Annotated in this window: 23 protein-coding genes (1 of these 23 only partly in view); 11 read left to right on the top strand and 12 right to left on the bottom strand. The window is 51.0% G+C overall.

Annotated features, from left to right (window positions below):
• Positions 1-294, bottom strand: the 5' portion of a protein-coding gene (locus ACJJI3_RS17905) for a hypothetical protein (RefSeq protein WP_444940458.1). 294 nt of this gene lie to the left of the window's left edge; the window shows 294 of its 588 coding nt (coding positions 1-294); its start codon is at positions 292-294; its stop codon lies off the left edge, out of view.
• The gene (locus tag ACJJI3_RS17900) at positions 291-794 is read right to left on the bottom strand and encodes an RNA polymerase sigma factor (RefSeq protein WP_444940457.1); all 504 of its coding nucleotides are present in this window, start codon (positions 792-794) and stop codon (positions 291-293) included. The genes ACJJI3_RS17905 and ACJJI3_RS17900 overlap by 4 nt, the downstream gene beginning before the upstream one ends.
• 174 nt (positions 795-968) lie before the next feature.
• Between ACJJI3_RS17900 and ACJJI3_RS17895 the strand changes: the two genes are divergently transcribed.
• The 3 genes from ACJJI3_RS17895 (at position 969) to ACJJI3_RS17885 (ending at position 3,149) form a co-directional block, all read left to right on the top strand.
• Positions 969-1,412: a MarR family winged helix-turn-helix transcriptional regulator gene (locus ACJJI3_RS17895; protein ID WP_444940456.1), complete on the top strand. Its 444-nt coding sequence runs from the start codon at positions 969-971 to the stop codon at positions 1,410-1,412.
• A 264-nt stretch (positions 1,413-1,676) separates the two neighbouring features.
• Positions 1,677-2,099, top strand: a complete 423-nt coding sequence (locus ACJJI3_RS17890; protein WP_282930790.1) for an organic hydroperoxide resistance protein — start codon at positions 1,677-1,679, stop codon at positions 2,097-2,099.
• A gap of 30 nt (positions 2,100-2,129) precedes the next feature.
• On the top strand, positions 2,130-3,149 hold the full coding sequence (locus ACJJI3_RS17885; RefSeq protein WP_444940455.1) for an alpha/beta hydrolase: 1,020 nt from the start codon (positions 2,130-2,132) through the stop codon (positions 3,147-3,149).
• Positions 3,150-3,192: 43 nt separating this feature from the next.
• Here the strand turns inward: ACJJI3_RS17885 and ACJJI3_RS17880 are convergent, their stop codons facing one another.
• The 5 genes from ACJJI3_RS17880 to hutI all read right to left on the bottom strand — a co-directional run bounded on the left by ACJJI3_RS17880 (position 3,193) and on the right by hutI (position 8,792).
• The gene (locus ACJJI3_RS17880; protein WP_444940454.1) at positions 3,193-3,594 is read right to left on the bottom strand and encodes a RidA family protein; all 402 of its coding nucleotides are present in this window, start codon (positions 3,592-3,594) and stop codon (positions 3,193-3,195) included.
• A gap of 91 nt (positions 3,595-3,685) precedes the next feature.
• The gene (locus ACJJI3_RS17875) at positions 3,686-4,585 is read right to left on the bottom strand and encodes a LysR family transcriptional regulator (protein ID WP_444940453.1); all 900 of its coding nucleotides are present in this window, start codon (positions 4,583-4,585) and stop codon (positions 3,686-3,688) included.
• Between the two features lie 130 nt (positions 4,586-4,715).
• Complete coding sequence (hutG, locus tag ACJJI3_RS17870; RefSeq protein ID WP_444940452.1) at positions 4,716-5,678, bottom strand: formimidoylglutamase; 963 nt, start codon at positions 5,676-5,678, stop codon at positions 4,716-4,718.
• 287 nt (positions 5,679-5,965) lie between these two features.
• Positions 5,966-7,081 (bottom strand): heparan-alpha-glucosaminide N-acetyltransferase domain-containing protein, encoded by a 1,116-nt coding sequence (locus tag ACJJI3_RS17865; protein ID WP_444940451.1) that lies wholly within the window; start codon positions 7,079-7,081, stop codon positions 5,966-5,968.
• 481 nt (positions 7,082-7,562) lie between these two features.
• Positions 7,563-8,792 (bottom strand): imidazolonepropionase, encoded by a 1,230-nt coding sequence (gene hutI, locus ACJJI3_RS17860; RefSeq protein ID WP_413663744.1) that lies wholly within the window; start codon positions 8,790-8,792, stop codon positions 7,563-7,565.
• Positions 8,793-8,979: 187 nt separating this feature from the next.
• Here hutI and hutC point away from each other — a divergent pair, with 187 nt between their 5' ends.
• The 5 genes from hutC to ACJJI3_RS17835 all read left to right on the top strand — a co-directional run bounded on the left by hutC (position 8,980) and on the right by ACJJI3_RS17835 (position 14,497).
• Complete coding sequence (gene hutC, locus ACJJI3_RS17855) at positions 8,980-9,690, top strand: histidine utilization transcriptional repressor HutC (protein ID WP_282930784.1); 711 nt, start codon at positions 8,980-8,982, stop codon at positions 9,688-9,690.
• Positions 9,691-9,779: 89 nt separating this feature from the next.
• On the top strand, positions 9,780-11,456 hold the full coding sequence (gene hutU, locus ACJJI3_RS17850) for a urocanate hydratase (RefSeq protein ID WP_444940450.1): 1,677 nt from the start codon (positions 9,780-9,782) through the stop codon (positions 11,454-11,456).
• 267 nt (positions 11,457-11,723) lie between these two features.
• Positions 11,724-13,274 carry a histidine ammonia-lyase gene (gene hutH / locus ACJJI3_RS17845; protein ID WP_444940449.1) on the top strand — a complete coding sequence of 517 codons (1,551 nt, stop codon included), beginning with the start codon at positions 11,724-11,726 and terminating at the stop codon, positions 13,272-13,274.
• A 279-nt stretch (positions 13,275-13,553) separates the two neighbouring features.
• Positions 13,554-13,886: a hypothetical protein gene (locus tag ACJJI3_RS17840; RefSeq protein WP_444940448.1), complete on the top strand. Its 333-nt coding sequence runs from the start codon at positions 13,554-13,556 to the stop codon at positions 13,884-13,886.
• Between the two features lie 95 nt (positions 13,887-13,981).
• The gene (locus ACJJI3_RS17835; RefSeq protein ID WP_444940447.1) at positions 13,982-14,497 is read left to right on the top strand and encodes a hypothetical protein; all 516 of its coding nucleotides are present in this window, start codon (positions 13,982-13,984) and stop codon (positions 14,495-14,497) included.
• 84 nt (positions 14,498-14,581) lie between these two features.
• Here the strand turns inward: ACJJI3_RS17835 and ACJJI3_RS17830 are convergent, their stop codons facing one another.
• Complete coding sequence (locus tag ACJJI3_RS17830; RefSeq protein ID WP_444940446.1) at positions 14,582-15,181, bottom strand: hypothetical protein; 600 nt, start codon at positions 15,179-15,181, stop codon at positions 14,582-14,584.
• A gap of 219 nt (positions 15,182-15,400) precedes the next feature.
• Here ACJJI3_RS17830 and ACJJI3_RS17825 point away from each other — a divergent pair, with 219 nt between their 5' ends.
• Entirely contained in the window at positions 15,401-15,577 is a 177-nt protein-coding gene (locus ACJJI3_RS17825; RefSeq protein WP_413663747.1) for a hypothetical protein, read from the top strand.
• Between the two features lie 40 nt (positions 15,578-15,617).
• Here ACJJI3_RS17825 and pyk read toward each other — a convergent pair whose 3' ends face one another.
• The gene (gene pyk, locus ACJJI3_RS17820; RefSeq protein ID WP_413663748.1) at positions 15,618-17,054 is read right to left on the bottom strand and encodes a pyruvate kinase; all 1,437 of its coding nucleotides are present in this window, start codon (positions 17,052-17,054) and stop codon (positions 15,618-15,620) included.
• A 177-nt stretch (positions 17,055-17,231) separates the two neighbouring features.
• On the opposite strand from pyk, the gene ACJJI3_RS17815 reads away from it, so the two are divergent.
• Positions 17,232-17,705 (top strand): META domain-containing protein, encoded by a 474-nt coding sequence (locus tag ACJJI3_RS17815; RefSeq protein ID WP_413663749.1) that lies wholly within the window; start codon positions 17,232-17,234, stop codon positions 17,703-17,705.
• 64 nt (positions 17,706-17,769) lie between these two features.
• Positions 17,770-18,330, top strand: a complete 561-nt coding sequence (locus tag ACJJI3_RS17810) for an META domain-containing protein (RefSeq protein ID WP_282930776.1) — start codon at positions 17,770-17,772, stop codon at positions 18,328-18,330.
• A gap of 90 nt (positions 18,331-18,420) precedes the next feature.
• On the opposite strand, the gene smrA is transcribed toward ACJJI3_RS17810, so the two are convergent.
• The 3 genes from smrA to ACJJI3_RS17795 are packed head-to-tail and all read right to left on the bottom strand — an operon-like array spanning position 18,421 to position 20,335.
• Positions 18,421-19,008, bottom strand: coding sequence for a DNA endonuclease SmrA (gene smrA, locus ACJJI3_RS17805; protein ID WP_444892318.1), 588 nt, complete (start codon positions 19,006-19,008; stop codon positions 18,421-18,423).
• A gap of 18 nt (positions 19,009-19,026) precedes the next feature.
• Entirely contained in the window at positions 19,027-19,890 is an 864-nt protein-coding gene (locus tag ACJJI3_RS17800; RefSeq protein WP_282930774.1) for an SDR family oxidoreductase, read from the bottom strand.
• Complete coding sequence (locus tag ACJJI3_RS17795) at positions 19,883-20,335, bottom strand: acyl-CoA thioesterase (RefSeq protein WP_444940445.1); 453 nt, start codon at positions 20,333-20,335, stop codon at positions 19,883-19,885. Before ACJJI3_RS17795 ends, ACJJI3_RS17800 begins: the two co-directional genes overlap by 8 nt.
• Positions 20,336-20,367 lie beyond the last annotated feature (32 nt).

The raw sequence follows: 20,367 nt of genomic DNA, 5'->3' as shown, positions 1-20,367 counted from the left end.
GGCCCAAAGACCTCGCCGATTAACTGTCGAAAATACTATTGCCGAAACGAGCGTCGCAATAACAAAAGCTACTCGGTACATGGTATCTGGGTAGTTCTTCGCAAGAATTACTCCTAGCAAATAGATTACCCCAGCTATTGCAAAAAGATATTCAAAAGCGACCACCAATCGCATTCGTCGCTCCTGGCGACGCACCCAATTCAGCGCTGTAATTGGGATTTCTGCGCTGGTCTGTTGCCCCTTCCAGATACTTTCCAGCTCTAGCCACTGTTTTTCTGTGTCTGATTCATTCATTTTTCACTTCCCAAAAGGCAGATATTGAGACGCTCTTTTGCCCGGTTGAGCCGCACTGCAATATTGGACTCGGTAATACCCAGAACTTCAGAGATTTCCGCATAGCTCAGGCCTTCCAGGCGAAGAGTCAATGTCTGCCGGAGTCCTAAGGGTAATTTCTGCACTGCACGAACCAGCTGTTCAGACTTGCGTTCGGCTACCAATCGCTCTGCGGGGCCCGGCTGGTGGTCCTCAAGCTCCAGTAATTCATCATCACTCCCATGATAAGGTTTTCTACGGGTCAGCTCGGTCACACAGCGGTTATGTGCGATACGATATACAAAGGTTTTTAAACTGGCATCACCGCGAAATGTCGGCAGAGCCCGCCAGAGTCCCAGCCAGATTTCCTGTAACAGGTCATCATGCTCAGCTTTTGATCGCACATAGCTATGCACCAGCCGGGAAACCCCTTCAGCATATTCCGTAGTCGCTTGTTGAAATAATTGATCCCGTAAATCCACCGGCCACTCCATCGTCTATGCAAATTACTGTACCGGCTTTAAAAAAAACCTTACAAATAGTTTTGCTGCTCTCGATTGGCAGTATGTGTCGGTTCTGGAACAATGAAGAAGCGTGGTAAGTCCATACTTGCGCTACACTGGCGCAAAACTGCCACCGGTAAGTAGGGTGTGCCTATGGCCAAGTCCATAAACGAAGACCAAAAACTCGATAACCAACTTTGCTTCAGCCTGTATTCTGCCTCCCTGGCAATGAGCAAGATGTACAAGCCTCTATTGGAGACACTGGGAATAACCTACCCCCAGTACTTGATGATGCTGGTGCTCTGGGAAGACGACGGAATCACCGCTACGGAGCTGAGTCTGCGGCTCGGCCAGGATAAGGGTGCCCTAACGCCAGTTATCAAACGACTGGAGAATCAAAAGCTGATCAACCGCCACCGAGACCCGGAGGACGAGCGTCGAGTCATTATCGAGCTGACTGATGCCGGTAGGTCGATGCAAAAAGAGGCTTCTTCAATTCCCACTCAGGTGCTGAATGCCTGTGGCTTGAATCCTCAGTCTGCACAGGCGCTAAAGACGCAAATAGAGACGCTTCGCCAATATTTAGCGAACCCTTAATCTTCCCCTCTTTTATCGCCCCGCCATTAGCGGGGCCCCCGCTTTGGCTCCATTTGTTATAGCTATCGTCCTTATAGCAACATTTAATTATCGCAATAATAGTTATCGCAATAACTTTATCTGGCGTCCAAGCTGACGCGCTGTTTAGAAGCTGACTTAGAAATCCGGACTACTACCCCCAGCTCAATAAATCCAGCGGGAAAAGGACTGGACTCCATTCCAGGCGGCTTCTGACAGACAAACACACATCAATGAGGACAGGTAATGCAAACAGTTTACACCGCAGTAGCAACCGCAAATGGCGGCCGTGATGGCGAAGCTCAATCATCAGATGGAAAGTTAAGCGTAAAGCTCAGTATTCCCAAAGAGCTTGGCGGCCCCGGTGGCGATGGCACCAACCCAGAGCAACTGTTTGCTGCGGGTTACTCTGCCTGCTTTATTGGCGCTCTTAAGTTTGTCGCCGGTAAAGAGAAAGTAAAAGTCCCGGAAGAAACCACTGTGCGCGCTGAAGTTGGAATCGGTCCCCAGGGTAAGGGGTTCGGTCTGGATATTGACCTCTACATCGATCTTCCTGGCCTGGATCAGGCGACGGCAGAAAAAATTGCCAACACCGCTCACGAAGAAGTTTGCCCTTATTCCAATGCAACCCGAGGCAATGTTGATGTGCGCCTGCACATATCCGCTTAAGCAACCGGTAGAGAGTTGAAGGTATCCGTTATGAATGGCTTAAAAATTTCCAAGCTGGCACTACCCCTTTTCTTTGCTCTTGGTATGGCTTCTGCGTCTGCTTCTATTTCCCCTGGTGTGGAGAAAAATACCCAGGGGTTCCTTCAAGCACTGGCGCAAGGTGGCGGCAAACCCATTGAGCAACTATCACCAAAAGATGCCCGCGCCGTCCTGGTCGTAGCCCAAGAGGGTGCGCAATTGCCGCCCGCTGAAGTCAGCAAGAAAACCATTACGGTTAATGGCGAAAAGCTGGAACTGACTATCGTTAAACCGAAAAACACCCGGGGCCAGATTCCCGCCTTTATGTATTTCCACGGCGGAGGCTGGGTCTTGGGTGACTACCCAACCCACGAACGCTTGATCCGCGATCTGGTTCAACGCTCCGGCGCCGCTGCGGTGTATGTGGATTACACCCCATCTCCAGAGGCCAAGTACCCGACTGCAATTAACCAGGCTTATGCGGCTACCCAGTGGGTCGCGGAGAATGGCGAAAAGATCGGTGTCGACGGCTCCCGTCTTGCCGTGGCCGGTAACAGTGTCGGTGGCAATATGGCAGCCGTGGTTGCCTTGATGTCGAAAGAGAAAGGAACACCGGATCTGCAATTCCAACTGCTGCTCTGGCCGGTTACCGATGCCAACTTCAACAACGCTTCTTATAAGCAGTTCGCCCAGGATCACTTCCTGACACGGGATATGATGAAGTGGTTCTGGGATAACTACACTACCGACCCCAAACAGCGCAACGAGATCTATGCTTCACCTCTGCGCGCAAGCAAATCCCAGTTGGTCGGCTTGCCTCCCGCTCTGGTGCAGACTGCTGAGATGGATGTGCTGAGAGATGAAGGGGAAGCTTACGCCCGCAAACTTAACGAAGCTGGTGTGACCGTAACCGCTGTTCGCTATAACGGCATGATTCACGACTACGGCCTACTAAATGCCCTGAGTGACGTGCCCGCGGTGCAGGATGCTCTTGATCAAGCAGGCTCCGAGCTTAGGGAACACCTCAAGTAAAACTTAAAAGCCCTGCAATGCGGGGCTTTTTTTATTCAGGTACTTAAAGCAGCGTTTTAGCCACTGCCTCAATTTCTATCAATGTCTCTGGCGACGCCAGGGATGTGACTCCCACTCCCGTGATTGCCGGGCGAGTAGTACCCAAATATTTAGATAGCACGGGGACTATTTCCCCCAGATGCTCACTAACTTCTCCACGCACATAGATACGTAACTGCAAAAGATTCTCTACCGACGATCCGGCCTCATCCAATACTGTCAATAACTTTTGCATGGCGCTTTCCGCCTGAGCACCAACCCCTATGTTTTTAACTTCACAATTACTATCCCAATCCACCTGACCCGATACAAATACCAAGCCTGTTTTAGTATCGACTCGGGCGTGGGATAGGCAGGAAGAACTGCCATCATAAAGTGAAGAAGGATTAATATTCAGAATACTCATAACAGACCTGTACGCTTTCTAGCTTTTGAAAAAATCATAGTAGAAAGGCAGCTTTGCCAAAGCTATGGAGTAAAGCTTGTTACGGATACAATCAGGAAGCCATTGACTTAGAAAACCGTTGGTGCAGATCATTGAGAATCCAACTTACCAATGGATCATTTTCCACTCGGGGATGAAAAGCGGCTACAACTTCGTAGCCAGGTGGATACTTGTCCAAGGTAATTTCCACCAAGCCCTCACAAGGCATCAACCTAGAGGGAATAAAGGCCAGGGTATTCGTCCTTTTCAAGAACTCCTGGGCTATATAAAAAGAGGGCGCCGAAACAACAATCTCTCTTTTTAGACCTTGCCCCTCTAGCCAACGATCGGCTGAACCGCGCAAGCCTCCAACCCCTGGCGATGTAATCACAAAATCAGATTGCATCAACTGATCAATAGGGACCAACTCATCTAAACTATACATAGGATTAGCCGATACACAGACATAACGCTCATTAAAGAGCACCTGTGTATTAATTCCATCAGGCACATACCCCGTTGATGTGAAAGCTAAGTCAATTTCTCCCTGATGCATTTTCTGGGTGAGCGAGACGCTTTCAATATTAGTGACAATAAATTTCACTTTCGGCGCATATTGCCTGACCCTTTGGATCAACTCGGCAACAACCACTTTTTGCGCGTAATCTGTAGCAGAGATCACCAGGGTCCGGGAAGTCTGGCTTGAATCAAGAGAACCCGGAGCGGGAATTTCACTGAGTAACATCAGCACCTGTCGAATCTGTGGCTCTATAAATTTTGCATAACTGGTGGGAGCCATCCCATGCCCAGTGCGCACAAATAGATCATCCCCAACTATTTTTCTAATCTTCTTCAGCTGCAAACTGACAGCTTGCTGCGAAACCTGCAGATGCTCTGCGGCAAGGGAGATACTTTCAACCCTGAATAGTATTTCCAGGGTTTTTAAGTGATTAATTTCAAGATCTTTGATCATATCAACTACAAAAGCGGAGCTTTCTGCCAGTCACTTACGGCTGTAGATAAAGATTAAAATAGTGGTTTCTAATACTGAAGTTAACGCGACCTCCAAAGCCATAGTGGCCGCGCTGTATTATTAAAAATACTCAGGGGATTTTTCTGGCCGCACGATTTGCAATTTGAAATCCCAGGCGGGCCGCGGTACGCGCACCATGATCCTCAATATCAAAATAGGGATTAAATTCAGCGATATCCGCCAAACAAACTTTATTGGATTCCAAAACGGTATCCAGCAAGACTTCCAGAAACTCCATGGAAACCCCCCTGCCAGAGGGGGCACTCACCGCAGGCATAACTGCTGCCGGCAATACATCCAGACATACCGTCAGATAGACAAAATCCACCTTCTCAATAAAGTCGTGGATTCGCGCCTGAACCGTATTCAGATTCCAGCTACTGATTTCACGATCCCGAATAACCTGGGCACCCAGCTCATCAGCTCTCTGGTAGAGAGCAGGTGTGTTGGCGTTATCCGCCGCACCCACACAGAGATAATTAAATTCGCGACCATTTATCCTGCACTGCTCTGCAATCTGGAAAAATGGCGTACCCGATGACCCCTTTGGCGCAGGTGTGCGTAAATCCAAATGCGCATCAAAATTGATAATACCCAGGCTGCTCTCGCGGTGATGCTCGCGCATCCAGCGGGCAATCCCCTGATAACTGCCAAAAGCCATTTCATGGCCGCCTCCCAATACCAGTGGAAAGTGACCGGCACCGAGCAACTCATTGATACGGGCACCCAATAGCGATTGGGCAGACTCCAAGTCTTCCCGCTCTACTCTGACATTGCCCGCATCGTATAAGGGCGCATCGAAAGTGGCCGGCAGGTTAGCCATGGCCAAACGCAATATTCTCGGTCCCTTGGCCGCGCCAATTCGCCCTTTATTTCGACGCACACCCTCATCAGAAGCGAAGCCGAGAACAGTCAGGCCGGGAGGGTCATCCAATTGCAAAGGAGAAATCCGCTGGTGCCAGCGCTCACCTGCACGTCCATCCTCAGAGTCGGTGCGACCACTCCATAACTGCATATCAGCAAGTTGTAACATCAATACCTCCGAGGAAGATCTTTATTGGCTTCAAGCCCCCACTTTGTAGGCAAGTTGAACCGGAATATCCATTGGCCGTGCGCAATATGCGCGCGCAAACCTTCGCACAGTGGGCTGTGGGAACTGTAAAGCCCCAACGCGAGAGCTGCCGATACTTTTGGAAGTAGACGATCAAGCAATGCCCTCTGCGAGTACCTTAAAATATGTCACGAAAAAGAAGCATTTAAGTTGCGCTTCTACAACACTAACGTGCCGCATTTTTCAACAGCACGTGTTGCATATCGGTACTATACCGCAGACGCTGCAGGCTGCTCCATAGCTTTCCCTTTATGGGAACGGAAATTAACCCAAGCTCGAGTCCCAAAATGAGAAAGCAGGAGTACGATAAACATTGCTGTTAACGTACTGGCCATACCAAGCTGCTGGGAACCAACTAACATTAATCCCCATCCAATTATCAACCACTGAGCGATATAGAACGGAGTTATGTTTTTACCCCAAAACACCATTACGTCAATGAGCTTTCTGTTCTGTACTTTGTTTAAAAGGAAATTACTAATCCAAAGCCAAAGGAAAGTATAGCCAATAAGCAGAATAATTAGACCTGGGCCACCTCTCATGTTTTCGGCAAAAAAGTATTGCGTATTCAACATGATTAGAAGGCCACCTATGCTCATTAGGGCTAAGCCAATCCATATGCTGCGTGAGAACAATGCATCTATATTTTTTGTATTTTTAAACCAGTAGCCAACTGCCATGCCTGCGAGGGGATAGGCAAGCCAGGAAAATAACGGGAACATTACCCCTTCGCGCTTATTGCCAAAAAACAACTGTAAAATTTCGTCAATAACAACGGAGTTACTGCCGATATCCCAGACGAGTGAGGAGCCGAATGCTACGATAGCTGCCGCAGCGAGCCAGTATATAGGATGAGGCAAGAAGTGCCTGACTAGTGCACAAATAGCGAGCGCAAGGCCAGCAAACTGGAAAATATCTACCATAAGAAATTCACTCAGCGGTGTGTATTCTCCCAGTTGCTCTTGTGTGACAAGGCCAAACTGTAAAGAAAGCCACATAGGCACTGTGCCACGGGCGAAATTAAGTAAATACCCTATTGCAAAAAGACCAGCAGCACGAAACAAATCCTGTTTCAGACTCGGCTTCGAACTATAGCCAATGAAAATACCCATAATCAGCATAAATGCTGAAGCTGCCGGAGTTCCCGCAGATACCTGGATAGCAACACCAATAGCACTGTCTGCCACGTCTGTTCGTCCATAATGATATAAGACGTGAATAGCAATCATAAACAGTACGGCAATGCCTCGGGTCAGATCAAAGGCCAAAATACGAGGATTTTCTTGCGGGAGCACCACTGCTCCTGAAAGACTGGAATTACTCATTTTCAAGAGCTCCTAGCTTTAGAGTAATGAATTTAGTGTGCATTAACTGATATAGAGATATTGCAAAGGCAAGATGCACTTCCTGTGAAAATGTAAGGTATACAAAAATCCTTATTACTTATTTATCGGTTACAGCCCCCTGATCATTAATGTTAAGAGGGGACCGTTTATTTATTCCGATTGTAAATCTAAAGAGGCTTACAGTTTATAAGTATGCCCTATTTATCAGCCAACGCTGTGACATTGGCTAGCAGTATCAAAAAGTGTCGCCCATTGTAAATACAAAGCGGCACTCATGAACTAAAAATAAAGCCCTCGATAGATACTAAATAGAGATCAACATTCCAATTCTCAGATAATAATGGGCGCAAAAACCTTATAAAAATTGTTGATAATATTGTTGCTCATTTAGCACCAACTTATCCTTATTTCCGATGTACATCCACCCTAAGAATCAACTTACCCGATTCTCAGTTGCATATCAGCAAGCTGTAACATCGCGCCCCTCCAGGAAAATTCTTGCAGGCTTTAAAGCGCCAACTTCATAAGCGAGCTGATCCGGGGTATCCATCGGCCAAAGAACAATATCTGCTCGCAGCCCCTCGCGCAGTACACCGCGAGAACAGCACAAACCCAATGCCCGAGCGGCTGCACGGGTAACACCTGCGAGAGCTTCTGCCGGAGTTAAGCCAAACAGCTGACAACCCATATTCATCATCAAACGTAGGGAAGCGATTGGACAACTCCCGGGATTAAGGTCTGTAGCCAATGCCATACAAACCCCCGCCTCGCGTAATTTTTCAATGGGCGGAACCTGGGTTTCGTGCAGCGTATAGAAAGCACCCGGCAGGAGGACGGCCACGGTGCCGCTTTCCGCCATGGCCCGGACATCCGCATCGCTGATGTATTCAATATGATCTACCGATAATGCCCCGGACTTTGCCGCCATTTCAGTAGCCCCTGTACGCGCCAACTGCTCGGCGTGCACTTTTACTGGCAGGTCCAGTTTTTTCGCTGCATCGATAACTCTCTGGCACTGATCGACAGTAAATCCAATCGTCTCGCAAAACATATCCACGGCATCGGCCAGTTGCTCGCGGGCTACAGCGGGCAATATCTGCTCGCAGATAAGGTCGATATATTCATCGGCACGACCGTCGTATTCCGGTGGCAGAGCGTGAGCTGCCAGACAGGTCGTTACTATTTCCACTGAGTTGTGTTGCGCCAGGCGTCTCGCGGTGCGCAGTTGCTTTAGTTCAGTATCCAGGTCCAGGCCATAACCGGATTTAATTTCCACGGTTGTAACGCCTTCGGCCATCAGGGCGTGCAGACGGGGCTCAGCCAATTTATACAGGTTCTCGGCACTGGCACCCCGTGTCGCCCGCACGGTAGAAATAATACCCCCGCCAGAACGAGCCACTTCTTCGTAACTCTCTCCCCCCAGGCGACGGGCAAACTCCCCTGCGCGATGGCCTCCATATACGAGATGCGTGTGGCAATCGATCAGGCCCGGAGTTGCCCATTGACCTTCGCCATCAACAATGCGGTCTGGGGTGCACTCGGGCAGATCCCGGCGGGGACCAATCCAAACGATCCGACCTTTGGTTACCGCAATTGCAGCATCCTCGATAACACCGTAACCACCGGCAATGGATGGGTCCATTGTGGCGGCATTCAAATTGGTAATCAGCAAATCACAGCGTTCTGACATAAGCTTTTAGCGGCACGCTTTTCCTTTTAAACCATAGATGCTCGGCCCGATGACCGACAAACCAGTAACGGGCAGGATACAGCTCCCCTCTTCGACTTGACAGCCCGCAGCAGGGAAACCATAGTAGCCGCAACTATTCTTGTATATACAACAATATACAAGCCACGGAAGCACTGTACCTGAGTCTATGAATACTGCAAGTGAACCCCGATACGCGGCCATCAAGCGCCATATCCGCCAACAAATTGAGTCTGGCGAGTGGCCAATTCACTCCCAGGTGCCCTCGGAGAACCAACTGGCACAGCAATTCAGTGTGAGCCGGATGACCGCAAGGCGGGCACTCACCGAGTTAACCGATGAGCGCGTTCTGATGCGCTCCCAGGGGCTGGGTACTTTTGTCGCCGAGCCGGTGCCCGCCAGCTCACTGTTGGAAGTGCGCAATATCGCCGACGAGATCTCGGCCCGGGGGCACAGTTACAGCAACCGCATTCTGTTAGCTCAGCCCTGTGTCGCCAGCGCCGATGTAGCCCTGGCATTGGAAGTGCCCGAACAGGCAAAAGTGTTTCACTCCATTATTGTGCACTGTGACAACGGCTTGCCGGTGCAGTGGGAAGAGCGGTTTACCAATCCAGCCTTGGCTCCAGATTACCTGGACCAGGACTTCGCCCACACCACCCCCAACGCCTATCTTTCCAAAGTCGCACCGCTGACCGAGGCCGATACAACCGTCGAGGCCATAGCTGCGGAAGCCGCTATCGCCCACGCTCTGGAAATTGCCCCCGGAGATGCGTGCCTCCAGGTTTGGCGGCGCACTAAATGCAGTGCCGGCACCGTGAGCTTCGCGCGCCTGGTTCACCCAGGCAATCGATACCGCCTCGGTGCACAACTGAGATTCTAGTTATTGATTTATCCCGCGCGCCCTGGGAAAAGAAACAATCAAATCCGGGACGTGTGAATTTTTTTACGAGAAAAATTGACGAGGAAGCTATGTCTACCGACAAACGCCACGATCCCAGCCGCAAAATCCGCGCGCCTCGCGGCAGTGAGCTCAATGCCAAAAGCTGGCTCACCGAAGCTCCCCTGCGCATGTTGATGAACAACCTGGACGCCGAGGTAGCTGAACGCCCGGAGGACCTGGTGGTGTACGGTGGTATCGGCCGCGCCGCGCGGGATTGGGAGTGCTACGACAAGATTGTCGAGGTGCTGAAGCGCCTGGAAGACGACGAAACCCTGCTGGTGCAGTCCGGCAAGCCTGTCGGAGTCTTTAAAACCCACGCCGATGCACCCCGGGTATTAATTGCCAACTCCAACTTGGTACCCCACTGGGCCAACTGGGAACACTTTAACGAGCTGGATAAAAAAGGCCTGGCCATGTACGGCCAGATGACTGCCGGCTCTTGGATTTATATCGGCTCCCAAGGCATCGTCCAGGGTACCTATGAAACCTTTGCCGCCGTCGCACGCAAACACTTTAATGGCGAAGCGAAAGGCAAATGGATTCTTACCGGTGGCCTCGGCGGCATGGGTGGCGCTCAGCCACTGGCGGCGACCATGGCCGGATTCAGCATGATCGCAGTAGAGTGCGACGAAACCCGTATCGATTTCCGTCTGCGCACTGGCTATGTAGACAAAAAAGCCACCAGCCTCGACGAAGCCCTGCAAATGATTGAAGCCGCAATGGAAAAAGGCGAAGCCATTTCCGTTGGCCTGCTGGGCAACGCAGCAGATATTTTCCCGGAAATTGTAAAGCGCAATATTCTGCCAGATTCGGTTACCGACCAGACTTCCGCTCACGATCCTTTAAATGGCTACCTGCCCCAGGGCTGGACCATGGAATACGCAGCGGAGATGCGCAAGAAAGATGAAGCTGCAGTAGTAAAGGCAGCCAAACAGTCTATGGCGGTTCAGGTTGAAGCCATGCTGGAGCTGCAAAAGCGCGGCGCCGCAACCCTCGACTACGGCAACAATATTCGTCAGATGGCTCTCGAGGAAGGTGTGGAAAATGCCTTTGATTTCCCCGGCTTTGTACCCGCTTATATTCGCCCGCTGTTCTGCGAAGGTGTCGGTCCTTTCCGCTGGGCGGCCTTGTCCGGCGACCCGGAAGATATCTACAAGACCGATGCCAAGGTTAAAGAACTGATTCCCGATAATCCGCAGCTGCACAACTGGCTCGATATGGCCCGCGAGCGGATTCACTTCCAGGGACTGCCCGCACGTATCTGCTGGGTAGGTCTGAAAGATCGCGCGCGCCTGGCACTGGCATTTAACGAGATGGTAGCCAACGGTGAATTGGAAGCACCAGTAGTGATCGGCCGCGACCACCTCGACAGCGGCTCTGTAGCGAGCCCCAACCGCGAAACTGAAGCCATGATGGATGGTTCCGACGCTGTCTCCGACTGGCCGCTGATGAATGCCCTGCTGAACACTGCCTCCGGCGCTACCTGGGTATCCCTGCATCACGGTGGTGGCGTAGGCATGGGCTTCTCCCAGCACTCTGGTGTGGTCATTGTCTGTGACGGCACCGAAGCTGCGCGCAAACGTATTGAGCGGGTTCTCTGGAATGATCCCGCCACCGGCGTAATGCGCCACGCCGATGCCGGTTACGAGATCGCAAAAAAGTGCGCAAAAGAGCAGGGCCTAGACCTGCCTATGCTGAACGACTGATTTTTTACCGCAATAAAAATACCGCCGACGGAAATTTTTTACAGCTCGAATAATTTTTATCGGGCTGCACCGCCGGCGCCTAACAGGGTGTTGAAAAAGCCAGCAAGCGACTTTTTCAAGCCATCTTTGCGGCACATGTCCACAAGGGTGGGCACTCAAATCAAGCATTTGCAGTGCTTGATTTTGCGGCAGGCGCTTTCGCACCGCCCGCGCAGGCTGTTTATCAACAGCCTGCTAAGCAGTAAATATTTTTTGGTGAATGAATTTATGTATCAATTGGAAATCGATCCCGGTCAATTGAGCCTTGCGCAACTGCGCCGCGTAGCCCGCGAGTCGGTGCAACTGTCCCTGGCGAAAAGCGCCTACCCCGCTATTGAAGCCTCTGCCCACACTGTTGCCCAGGTTATTACCGAGGGGCGCACGGTTTACGGAATTAATACCGGTTTTGGTTTATTGGCCAACACCCGCATTGAAAAGCACGACCTGGAAAACCTGCAGCGCGCTATTGTACTGAGCCATGCCGCCGGTACCGGCAACTTTATGAGTGAAGCCACCGTGCGTCTGCTGATGGTGTTGAAAATCAACTCGCTCGCGCGCGGCTTCTCCGGTGTGCGCCCACAGGTTATCGAAGCTTTAATGCAACTGGTCAATGCCGGTGTCTACCCCGCCATCCCTGAGAAAGGCTCTGTCGGCGCTTCTGGCGATTTGGCGCCGCTGGCTCATATGAGCGTGGTACTTCTCGGTGAAGGGGAAGTATTTATCAAGGGCGAGCGCAAGAGTGCTCACGAAGGCCTCAAAGCTGCGGGGCTAGAGCCCATTACCCTGGCTCCCAAAGAGGGGCTCGCCCTGCTAAATGGCACCCAGGCTTCTACCGCCTTTGCCCTGCTCGGCCTGTTCGCCAGTGAAGACCTGTTCGCCGGCGCCCTGGTAACCGGTGCCATTACTCTGGAAGCCGCCAAGGGCTCACGCCGCCCTTTCGATGATCGTATTCACAACGCCCGCGGCCAACAGGCTCAGCGCGACGTAGCAGCAATTTATCGGGACCTGCTCGGTGAAACCAGCCAGATCGGTGATTCCCACCAGTTCTGCGAAAAAGTGCAGGACCCCTACTCCCTGCGCTGTCAGCCCCAGGTAATGGGTGCCTGTCTGCAGCAGATGCGCTTCGCTGCCGAAGTATTGTTGGCCGAGTCAAATGGTGTTTCCGATAACCCGCTGGTATTTACCGACGAGGAAAATCCGGATAACTCCGACATTATTTCCGGCGGTAACTTCCACGCGGAGCCTGTTGCTATGGTCGCCGACAACCTGGCGCTGGCATTGGCAGAAATCGGCTCCCTGTCCGAGCGTCGTATGGCGCTGTTGATCGACAGCAACCTATCCGGCCTGCCTCCCTTCCTGGTGGAAAATGGCGGGGTGAACTCCGGCTTTATGATCGCCCAGGTCACCTCAGCGGCGCTTGCCAGTGAGAACAAATCCATGGCGCACCCAGCCTGCGTGGACTCACTGCCCACCTCCGCCAACCAGGAAGACCATGTATCCATGGCCACCTTTGCCGGCCGTCGCCTGCGGGATATGGCCGACAATACCTGTGGCATCCTGGCGGTGGAGCTACTCGCTGCCTGTCAGGGACTGGATTTCCGCGCGCCGTTAAAATCCACGGAAAAACTGGAGGCCGCCAAGGCAAAACTTCGCACCCGAGTACCTTTCTATGACAAGGACCGCTACTTTGCCCCGGATATTGAAGAGGCAAAGCAGTTGCTGAGCAGCGGCGCGTACTTAGAGTCAATAAACCCAAATCTCCTGCCCAGCAGTCACTAGGTTAAAAAACCTTCATGCTTGATTCGCGCATTGCGAGAGAACCATTTTTCTCACAATGTGCGAATTTTTAGTGGTTTCACCCGCCTGCCGACCTTACCTTTTTTGACTCCGAACAAGTGGGTCTATCAAATCGAAACTGAAGAGTTTCCATCAACCAATACAGACCTGCCTCGGTATTCAGCTTTGCTAGAACATTTACTCTGCCCCATGATGATTCACGCGCCAAAAATGCTAGGCTGAATGTAGAAGTGTTACCCGCCAATAGGTGTGGAGGTCTTGATGAAACCGCTGCCCACTAGATTGCTGCGAGGCTCAGGTTGTGCGCTCGCCATCGCAGCAGGACTGGCTCTACCGGCCTGTAATGGAACATCCGGCTATCCCTGCGGAGGCAACGATTGTTCCGCCAGTTATTACGGATACAGCCCTTATTACAACAAGACGTATTACAACCTGCGTGGCCGCTATGCCCACTGCCACCCGGATGGCACCTGTCACAATATGCAGCACTGTAACTTCTACTGGGACGGCAACTTTTATCGCCTGAGACCGCCTGCGGTTGTAAATACCCAGTATCAAATTGTCGATCCACCGCCGCGCGCAAGACCTTACTAAACCTGAGATTCTGTGCTCGCCTAGTTGGCGCGCCTAGGGGCTTGGCCCCTGCCGGGCCTCTCCGGGGGGAAATTCCACTTACCGGAGAAAGCACTATGAATAGAGCTGTAAAAACGGTGATTCTCACCGCCACGGTGTGCACAGCCCTAGCCCTGGGTGCCTGTGCCACCGATGGTTACTACACCACCTACACCAGTTACGGTGGCCCAAGTGGAGGGCAAGTCGCTTACACCTCCTCCTACGCTTATCCCTATGCCACGCCCAACTATTACGCTTCGAGTAATGTCTATTTAACTTCCTACAGGACACCGGTTTACCAAACCGTTGGTTTCACGCCGGTGAATACCTACTACTACCGCGGCGGCTACGCCAGTTACCGATCCGCATCATTCCGCGGCCACCCTCGCTACCGGGCTCGCTACTACTATCGCGGAATGCCCTACTACAACCGTTTCTATTATCCTCGGTCACCCCACGCCCGCTACCGGGCCCATCACCGAGGCTATAGAAGTTATCACCGCGGCGGTTATCGCGGCTACCGGGGCCATAGAGGCCACTATCGTGTTCGCGGTGGACACCATCGTGGAGGGCATCATCGCGGTAGACGCTAATATCTAACCAGTAAAAAACCCCTATCAGAAATAGAATCTGATAGGGGTTTTTATTTAGCAAAAACGGAATCAAAAGTGTAGAAATTACCCTTTCTCTAACAAACCGAGCTGGAAGTAAACTGGTTCTGGATCAAACATTCCACACTTAAAAGACAAGCGCTCATCAGAGCTAACACTTTTATCATTCGAAATAATACGAGTGCCATCTTGTGAACGATGATAGCCATATTTCTCATGATCCTTACATTCAGTCCCCAGCAAATATCGATTGTATGAAGTTGTTAGAGCCCACACTCCATCCTCATGCCCCAGTTCATAGGCCCGTTTTGCAAGAAGAAATGCAATATAGTGATTCTCCTGGCTAAAACTCCCTCCTCCAGGCTTCCTCGAGGTGTGATGCAGAATCACAAATGCTCTCATAAAATCATTGGCCGTGCGAAGTTCACCATTAGCAAGTGCCTGCATAACACTCTTTCTATTTTTGTATTCATCTGCAAACGAGAAGAGATTATTTTTTACGGTATTACTTTTATTTTTATCAAGACTTCTAGACAGTTCATTCCGCCATTCCTGATCTTTTTTATATGCTTCAAATACTTCTTTGTTATCAAGATCTGTAGCTTTTGCATAATTACATAAAGATAAAATCAACAGGGCAACATTAAAATACTTACTTATATACATACCAAGAATCCTTTCACGTCTAATACTCATTTCTTCAACTGCAACGACATACTGCTACAAGATAAGTATGCCATAGCACCTCGCCATGAATTACACCTCCATGTCGCCATATTTTACAAGTTGGCACTGAATTCATCACACTGGCAGATATCTCCACTACTCTGAGAGAGCATATACAAATATGAAGTTTGTAATTTTTATACTCAGAGGTGACCTGCGGTGCAGAAAATACTACTTATTCTGCTTGCCGTGGCCCTGGCAACAGGAGTTGCCGGTTGTTCGACAACCGCGCCCCAGGGAAGCCCAAAGTCATTAACCCTTGACGGTCAGAAGTTTCGCTGTGTTGAGCAGGAATTGGAGACCAAGGTACTGGTTAGATGTGTTCGTGCGGGGTAAGTTATTTGCACTGTGAGAATTTGTAATTTAATCGTTTGTATCAGGGCACGCGGACAATACGCAGGGTATCGGTGTGACCACCAATATCCTGTTGATAGCCCCGGGATATCAAAACGAAGTCCCCTGAAATTAGCAGTTCCTGATCCAGCAAATAAGAAATTGCTTTTTGATCTCGCAGCGGGCCGTCCATATTAGAAACATCCATTAATACAGGGTCAACGCCGCTGTAGAGGGCTACACGATTACAGCACTTTTGGTGCCGACAAAAAGCGTAAATAGGAATTAATGCACATACTCTCGACATCAATAACGCAGTATTTCCAGTTTCGGTCTGGCAAATAATGGCTTTAATTTCACGGCAATGATTCGCTATGATCATGGCGGCCATGGCGATACACGCATCACCCGCAGGGTAATCGCCGCGAAGGCTTTCCGGCGTGGAATAAATTTTACGGTGTTTTTCTGCCCCAAGAATCACTTCAGCCATATGCTTAACGGTTTCAATAGGATATTCACCTGCCGCTGTCTCAGCAGATAACATTACCGCATCAGTACCATCCAGTACTGCATTAGCCACATCGCAGACTTCTGCTCGAGTAGGTACCGGACTCGAAATCATCGACTCCATCATTTGTGTCGCAGTAATAACGACCCGATTGAGATAGCGGGCATAGCTGATTAAATGTTTTTGTACTCCCATTAATTCTGCATCACCAATCTCCACGGCGAGATCACCGCGCGCTACCATAATGGCATCACTGGCCAAGATGAGCTTCTCAAGGCGAGCATCATTGGATACCGCCTCAGCCCTTTCGATTTTGGCAATAATATGTGCGGTGCCACCCGCCTCTCTGAGTAACTTTCTCGCTTTGTGAATATCGCGAGCATCGCGAGGGAAAGAAACGGCTAAATAATCTACCTGTAACTCGGCGGCAACTTTGATATCCCGATGGTCTTTTTCTGTCAGTGCCGGCGCAGTCAGGCCACCTCCCTGCTTATTTATTCCCTTTCTATCAGATAACCAGCCACCATTTTCAACCTCGGTTTTTAATGACAGACCAATAATTTTTTTGATGCGCAAACTCAATCGGCCGTCATCCAGTAACAGGCAGTCTCCCTCATTACAGTCTTCTGCGAGTGCTTCATAATCAACCCAAACACCTTCAGGACTGCCACTTTCTTTATCCCAATCAGGGTCCAAAATAAATTCTTCACCTTTGCGCAGATATATACGCCCATCAGTGAATTTTCCGACACGAATTTTGGGCCCCTGTAAATCTCCCAGCAGGGCAATATGTCTGCACTGACGCTCGGCTTCTTCACGGACAAATTTTGCCCGGCGCCGGTGATCATCAATTTTTCCATGAGAGAAGTTAAGGCGAACCATATCCACACCGGCCTTGATTAATTGCCGAAGTGTTTCTTCTTTATCGGTAGCTGGACCCAGGGTGGCAACAATTTTGGTGCGCCTGATCATATCGACGACCGTCCTTTAATCGATGGCCAAATACTATTTTTTTACATCAGTGCAAGCATAGCTTGTCACTGCTGTCGTCTCGTCACGGCAGCCAACAACTAAGCTTTTGTGAAAGCCGAAAAGTGGCTGGCTTGGGTGTGGGCTGGAGAAGGGTTTGTGTTTGGGAGTTATTCGTCGATGAGTAGGTTGGTACAAATATGGCTTCTGGGAGCCCTATTAGTTGTCGGCGGATGTCTAACAAACCGAATAGAAGAAGCCCAAGTTGTTCAATCTTCAGGCAGTATGGGAGCGGTCTGTGGTAAGAAGTGGCAGCTGGTACGCTTGCGCGTCAATGGTGGGGTGGTCGACATCCAGAGGCCTGCGGACTTTACCTTTGTGTGCAATCTCCAAGGCAATGTCATGGGGAGGAGTGGCATAAACACCTATCGGGGAGAGGTGCAGGTAACCGATAACGGGCAGTTACTTTGGGATACCTCCAGCTTTGTCTCTACCAAGATGGGCGGCCCCGAACCCTTGCTGCGGCAAGAACATGCCTACCTCGGTGCCCTCGCCGCCACTCGCCAGGCATTTACCAAATCGCGCGGGAATCGTTTGATACTTCGTGACCCCTCCGGTGATATCTATATAGAATACGTAAAGGCCGGACCTTGAACGCCGCCACAGAAGACCTGTAAATTTTTAGGTTAAATGTCGCAAAATCAATGAGAACGACATCATGCCACGTCGTGCTTTTTACTTACTACTGAGTATTATCGTATGCAACCTGGTGCTTGCAGGCTGCAGCACCCCCAATCCCCCTATTCCCCAACTCCAACGATCGGCTTGGTCTGCCTGTGAACACGAGTGGGTGCTATCGAGCTTGTACTACTCCGGGCGCACTTATGATTCAACCCTGAGCTGGAGCAGGTTTTGGCGGGATAGACCCTTTTTCAAATGCGATCAATTTGGTTACGTTAGGGGCAACAGTGGCACCAACCCATACCTGGGGCGCTTTTCTCTCACTAGCAGCGGTGCTTTCACCTGGGAGCGGATTCCCGCTATTGCGCGCATGGGGGGAGCACACCCCAGCGATGAACTGGAGATCGATTACCTCAATGCCCTGAGAAAGTCTGATTTGATTGTTATCGTGGGTAACAAGATGATGATCAGCAATACCGATGGCAGTGCCTATATTGAGTTTGAACAAGTAGACCGCAGCTACCGCCAGGCCCAACCCTATAAAAAAGGCGACCCATTGGGTCGCCAGAATGACAATCAAGAAGAATCAAAAAGATGAGCTTTAGGAGTCTAAAAAAGCACTCTTGAGGGGAAAGCCTCAGCGGCGCATCTTAATTTGCATAAGTGACAGAAAAGTTACAAAAGAACCTTAACGGCGTTTTTGATGTATCTCCAGATTCTCCTGCCGCTTGCGTTCACTCTTTCTCAGCAGCAGATAAGTCGCTCCCAAGCCCCCGTGTTGGGGTTGCGCACTGTGAAAAGCCAGTACTTCATGCAGCTGCGGTAACCAGTGATTGATACAGCTTTTCAATAACGCCGGCTGCTTACGCCCCTCACCCTTACCGTGGGTAATCAGGGCACAGCGCACATCCGCTTCAACACAATCACGGATAAATTCCATCACGGCCCTGCGCGCCATCTCCACAGAGTGGCGATGTAAATCCAGGCGCGCATCTATGCTGTATTTGCCCAGGCGCAAATTGCGATAGACCCCGTTTTGCACACCATCGCGCTTGAATTCCAACGGATCCCATGGCTCTACCAGATCAATATATTCACCGGACAGGGGGTTCATTTCCCGCTCTGTCAGGCGCGTGGCAGCGGCGCGGCGCTCCCGCAACATAGACTCAGATTGCTTCGGCTCCTTGCGCAAATTGACGCGGCGCTCCTGCGCCAGCGGTTTAACGTCTCCCATTTCACCGAGAGCGTCTTTAAATAATTTGCTGTCGCTGCTCACAAATACCCCCTGCCAGCGTCAGTCGAGAAATAAATCCTTGGTTAAATTGTCTGCATTGGCTGGATTGTGGGCATAACCGGTGAAATCCTTCACACCGCGCTCTGCCAACAGCTCTTCATCGATTAGCTGGCGACCGCTCAAGGCAACATCTTTAGTCGTCAGTATCTCGTAGGCCGCATCGGCCATAATCGAGGGCTTGCGGCTCTGCTCAAACATATCACGACTACCCACCGCAAATTCAATCGCGGCGGTGGCCACCAGTGTGCGCGGCCACAAGGTGTTCACGCTGATCCCCGCCTCACGCAGCTCTTCTGCCAAACCCAGGCTGAGAATGGTCATACCAAATTTTGACAGGGCGTAAGGAGCGAAGGGCCCCAACCACTTGGGCTGGATATTCAGCGGTGGGCACAGGCTGAGAATATGAGCGTTGTCAGCTTTTTTCAGATAGGGAGTCGCCAAGTGGGCGGTGAGATACACCGCGCGACTATTGATACTCTGCATCAGGTCGTAGCGCTTGGGTGGTGTCGACTCAACATTGGTCAGGTTGATCGCGCCCGCATTATTAATCACAGCGTCGATGCCGCCAAATTTTTCGGCAGCCTCCGACATAGCCTGCTCTACTCGCTGCTCATCGCGCACATCCACCTGCAGGGCCAGGGCATTACCGCCGGCTTTCTCCACTTCCTCCGCCACCGAGAAGATGGTTCCCGGAAGCTTGGGATGTGGTTCTGCTGACTTAGCGGCAATCACGATATTGGCACCATCCGCCGCGCATTTGAGGGCAATCGCCCGGCCGATGCCGCGACTGGCACCAGTGATAAAGATGGTCTTGTCCTTAAGCGCCCCTGAATTGTTGGTCAGGGATACAAACTCTTCACTCATTTTTTTCAGCCTCCGGGGCAGTCACTGCCGGACTGTAAATTTCCTTGAAGATCGCCGGCATACGTTTTGGCTTGCCAGTGGAAAGCTCAATGCACACCATCCGCCATTCGGCCCGCAATACCAATGCCTTATCGGCGGCGCGAAACACCTGAAAGCGGCGAGTCATATTCAGACGCCCGTCCACCTCAGTGAGCCAGGTGCCAAACAGCAATTCCTCCCCCTCTCTGGCCGCCAGTATATAGTCATACTCGCTATGACGAATTGCCATTCCCCGGTCAAGCTGCTGATAATTCGTGACATCCAGACCCAGGGCTGCGCTGTGCGCCCAGGCGGTAGCCTCACACCAGCGCACATATTCCGCATTGTTGGCATGACTCAGACCATCCACATGTTTGGCGCCAACCGTCACTGTGGTGATAAATGGGTTTGGCAGATCCCACTGCATAAGCGGCTCCAGGTTTGTGCTGCGGTTGCGGA

This window comes from Microbulbifer maximicatervae (SeqCode) (assembly GCF_052466985.1).
Note: the sequence above shows the minus strand (reverse complement) of the source record. Positions and strands in the feature narration are given on the sequence as shown.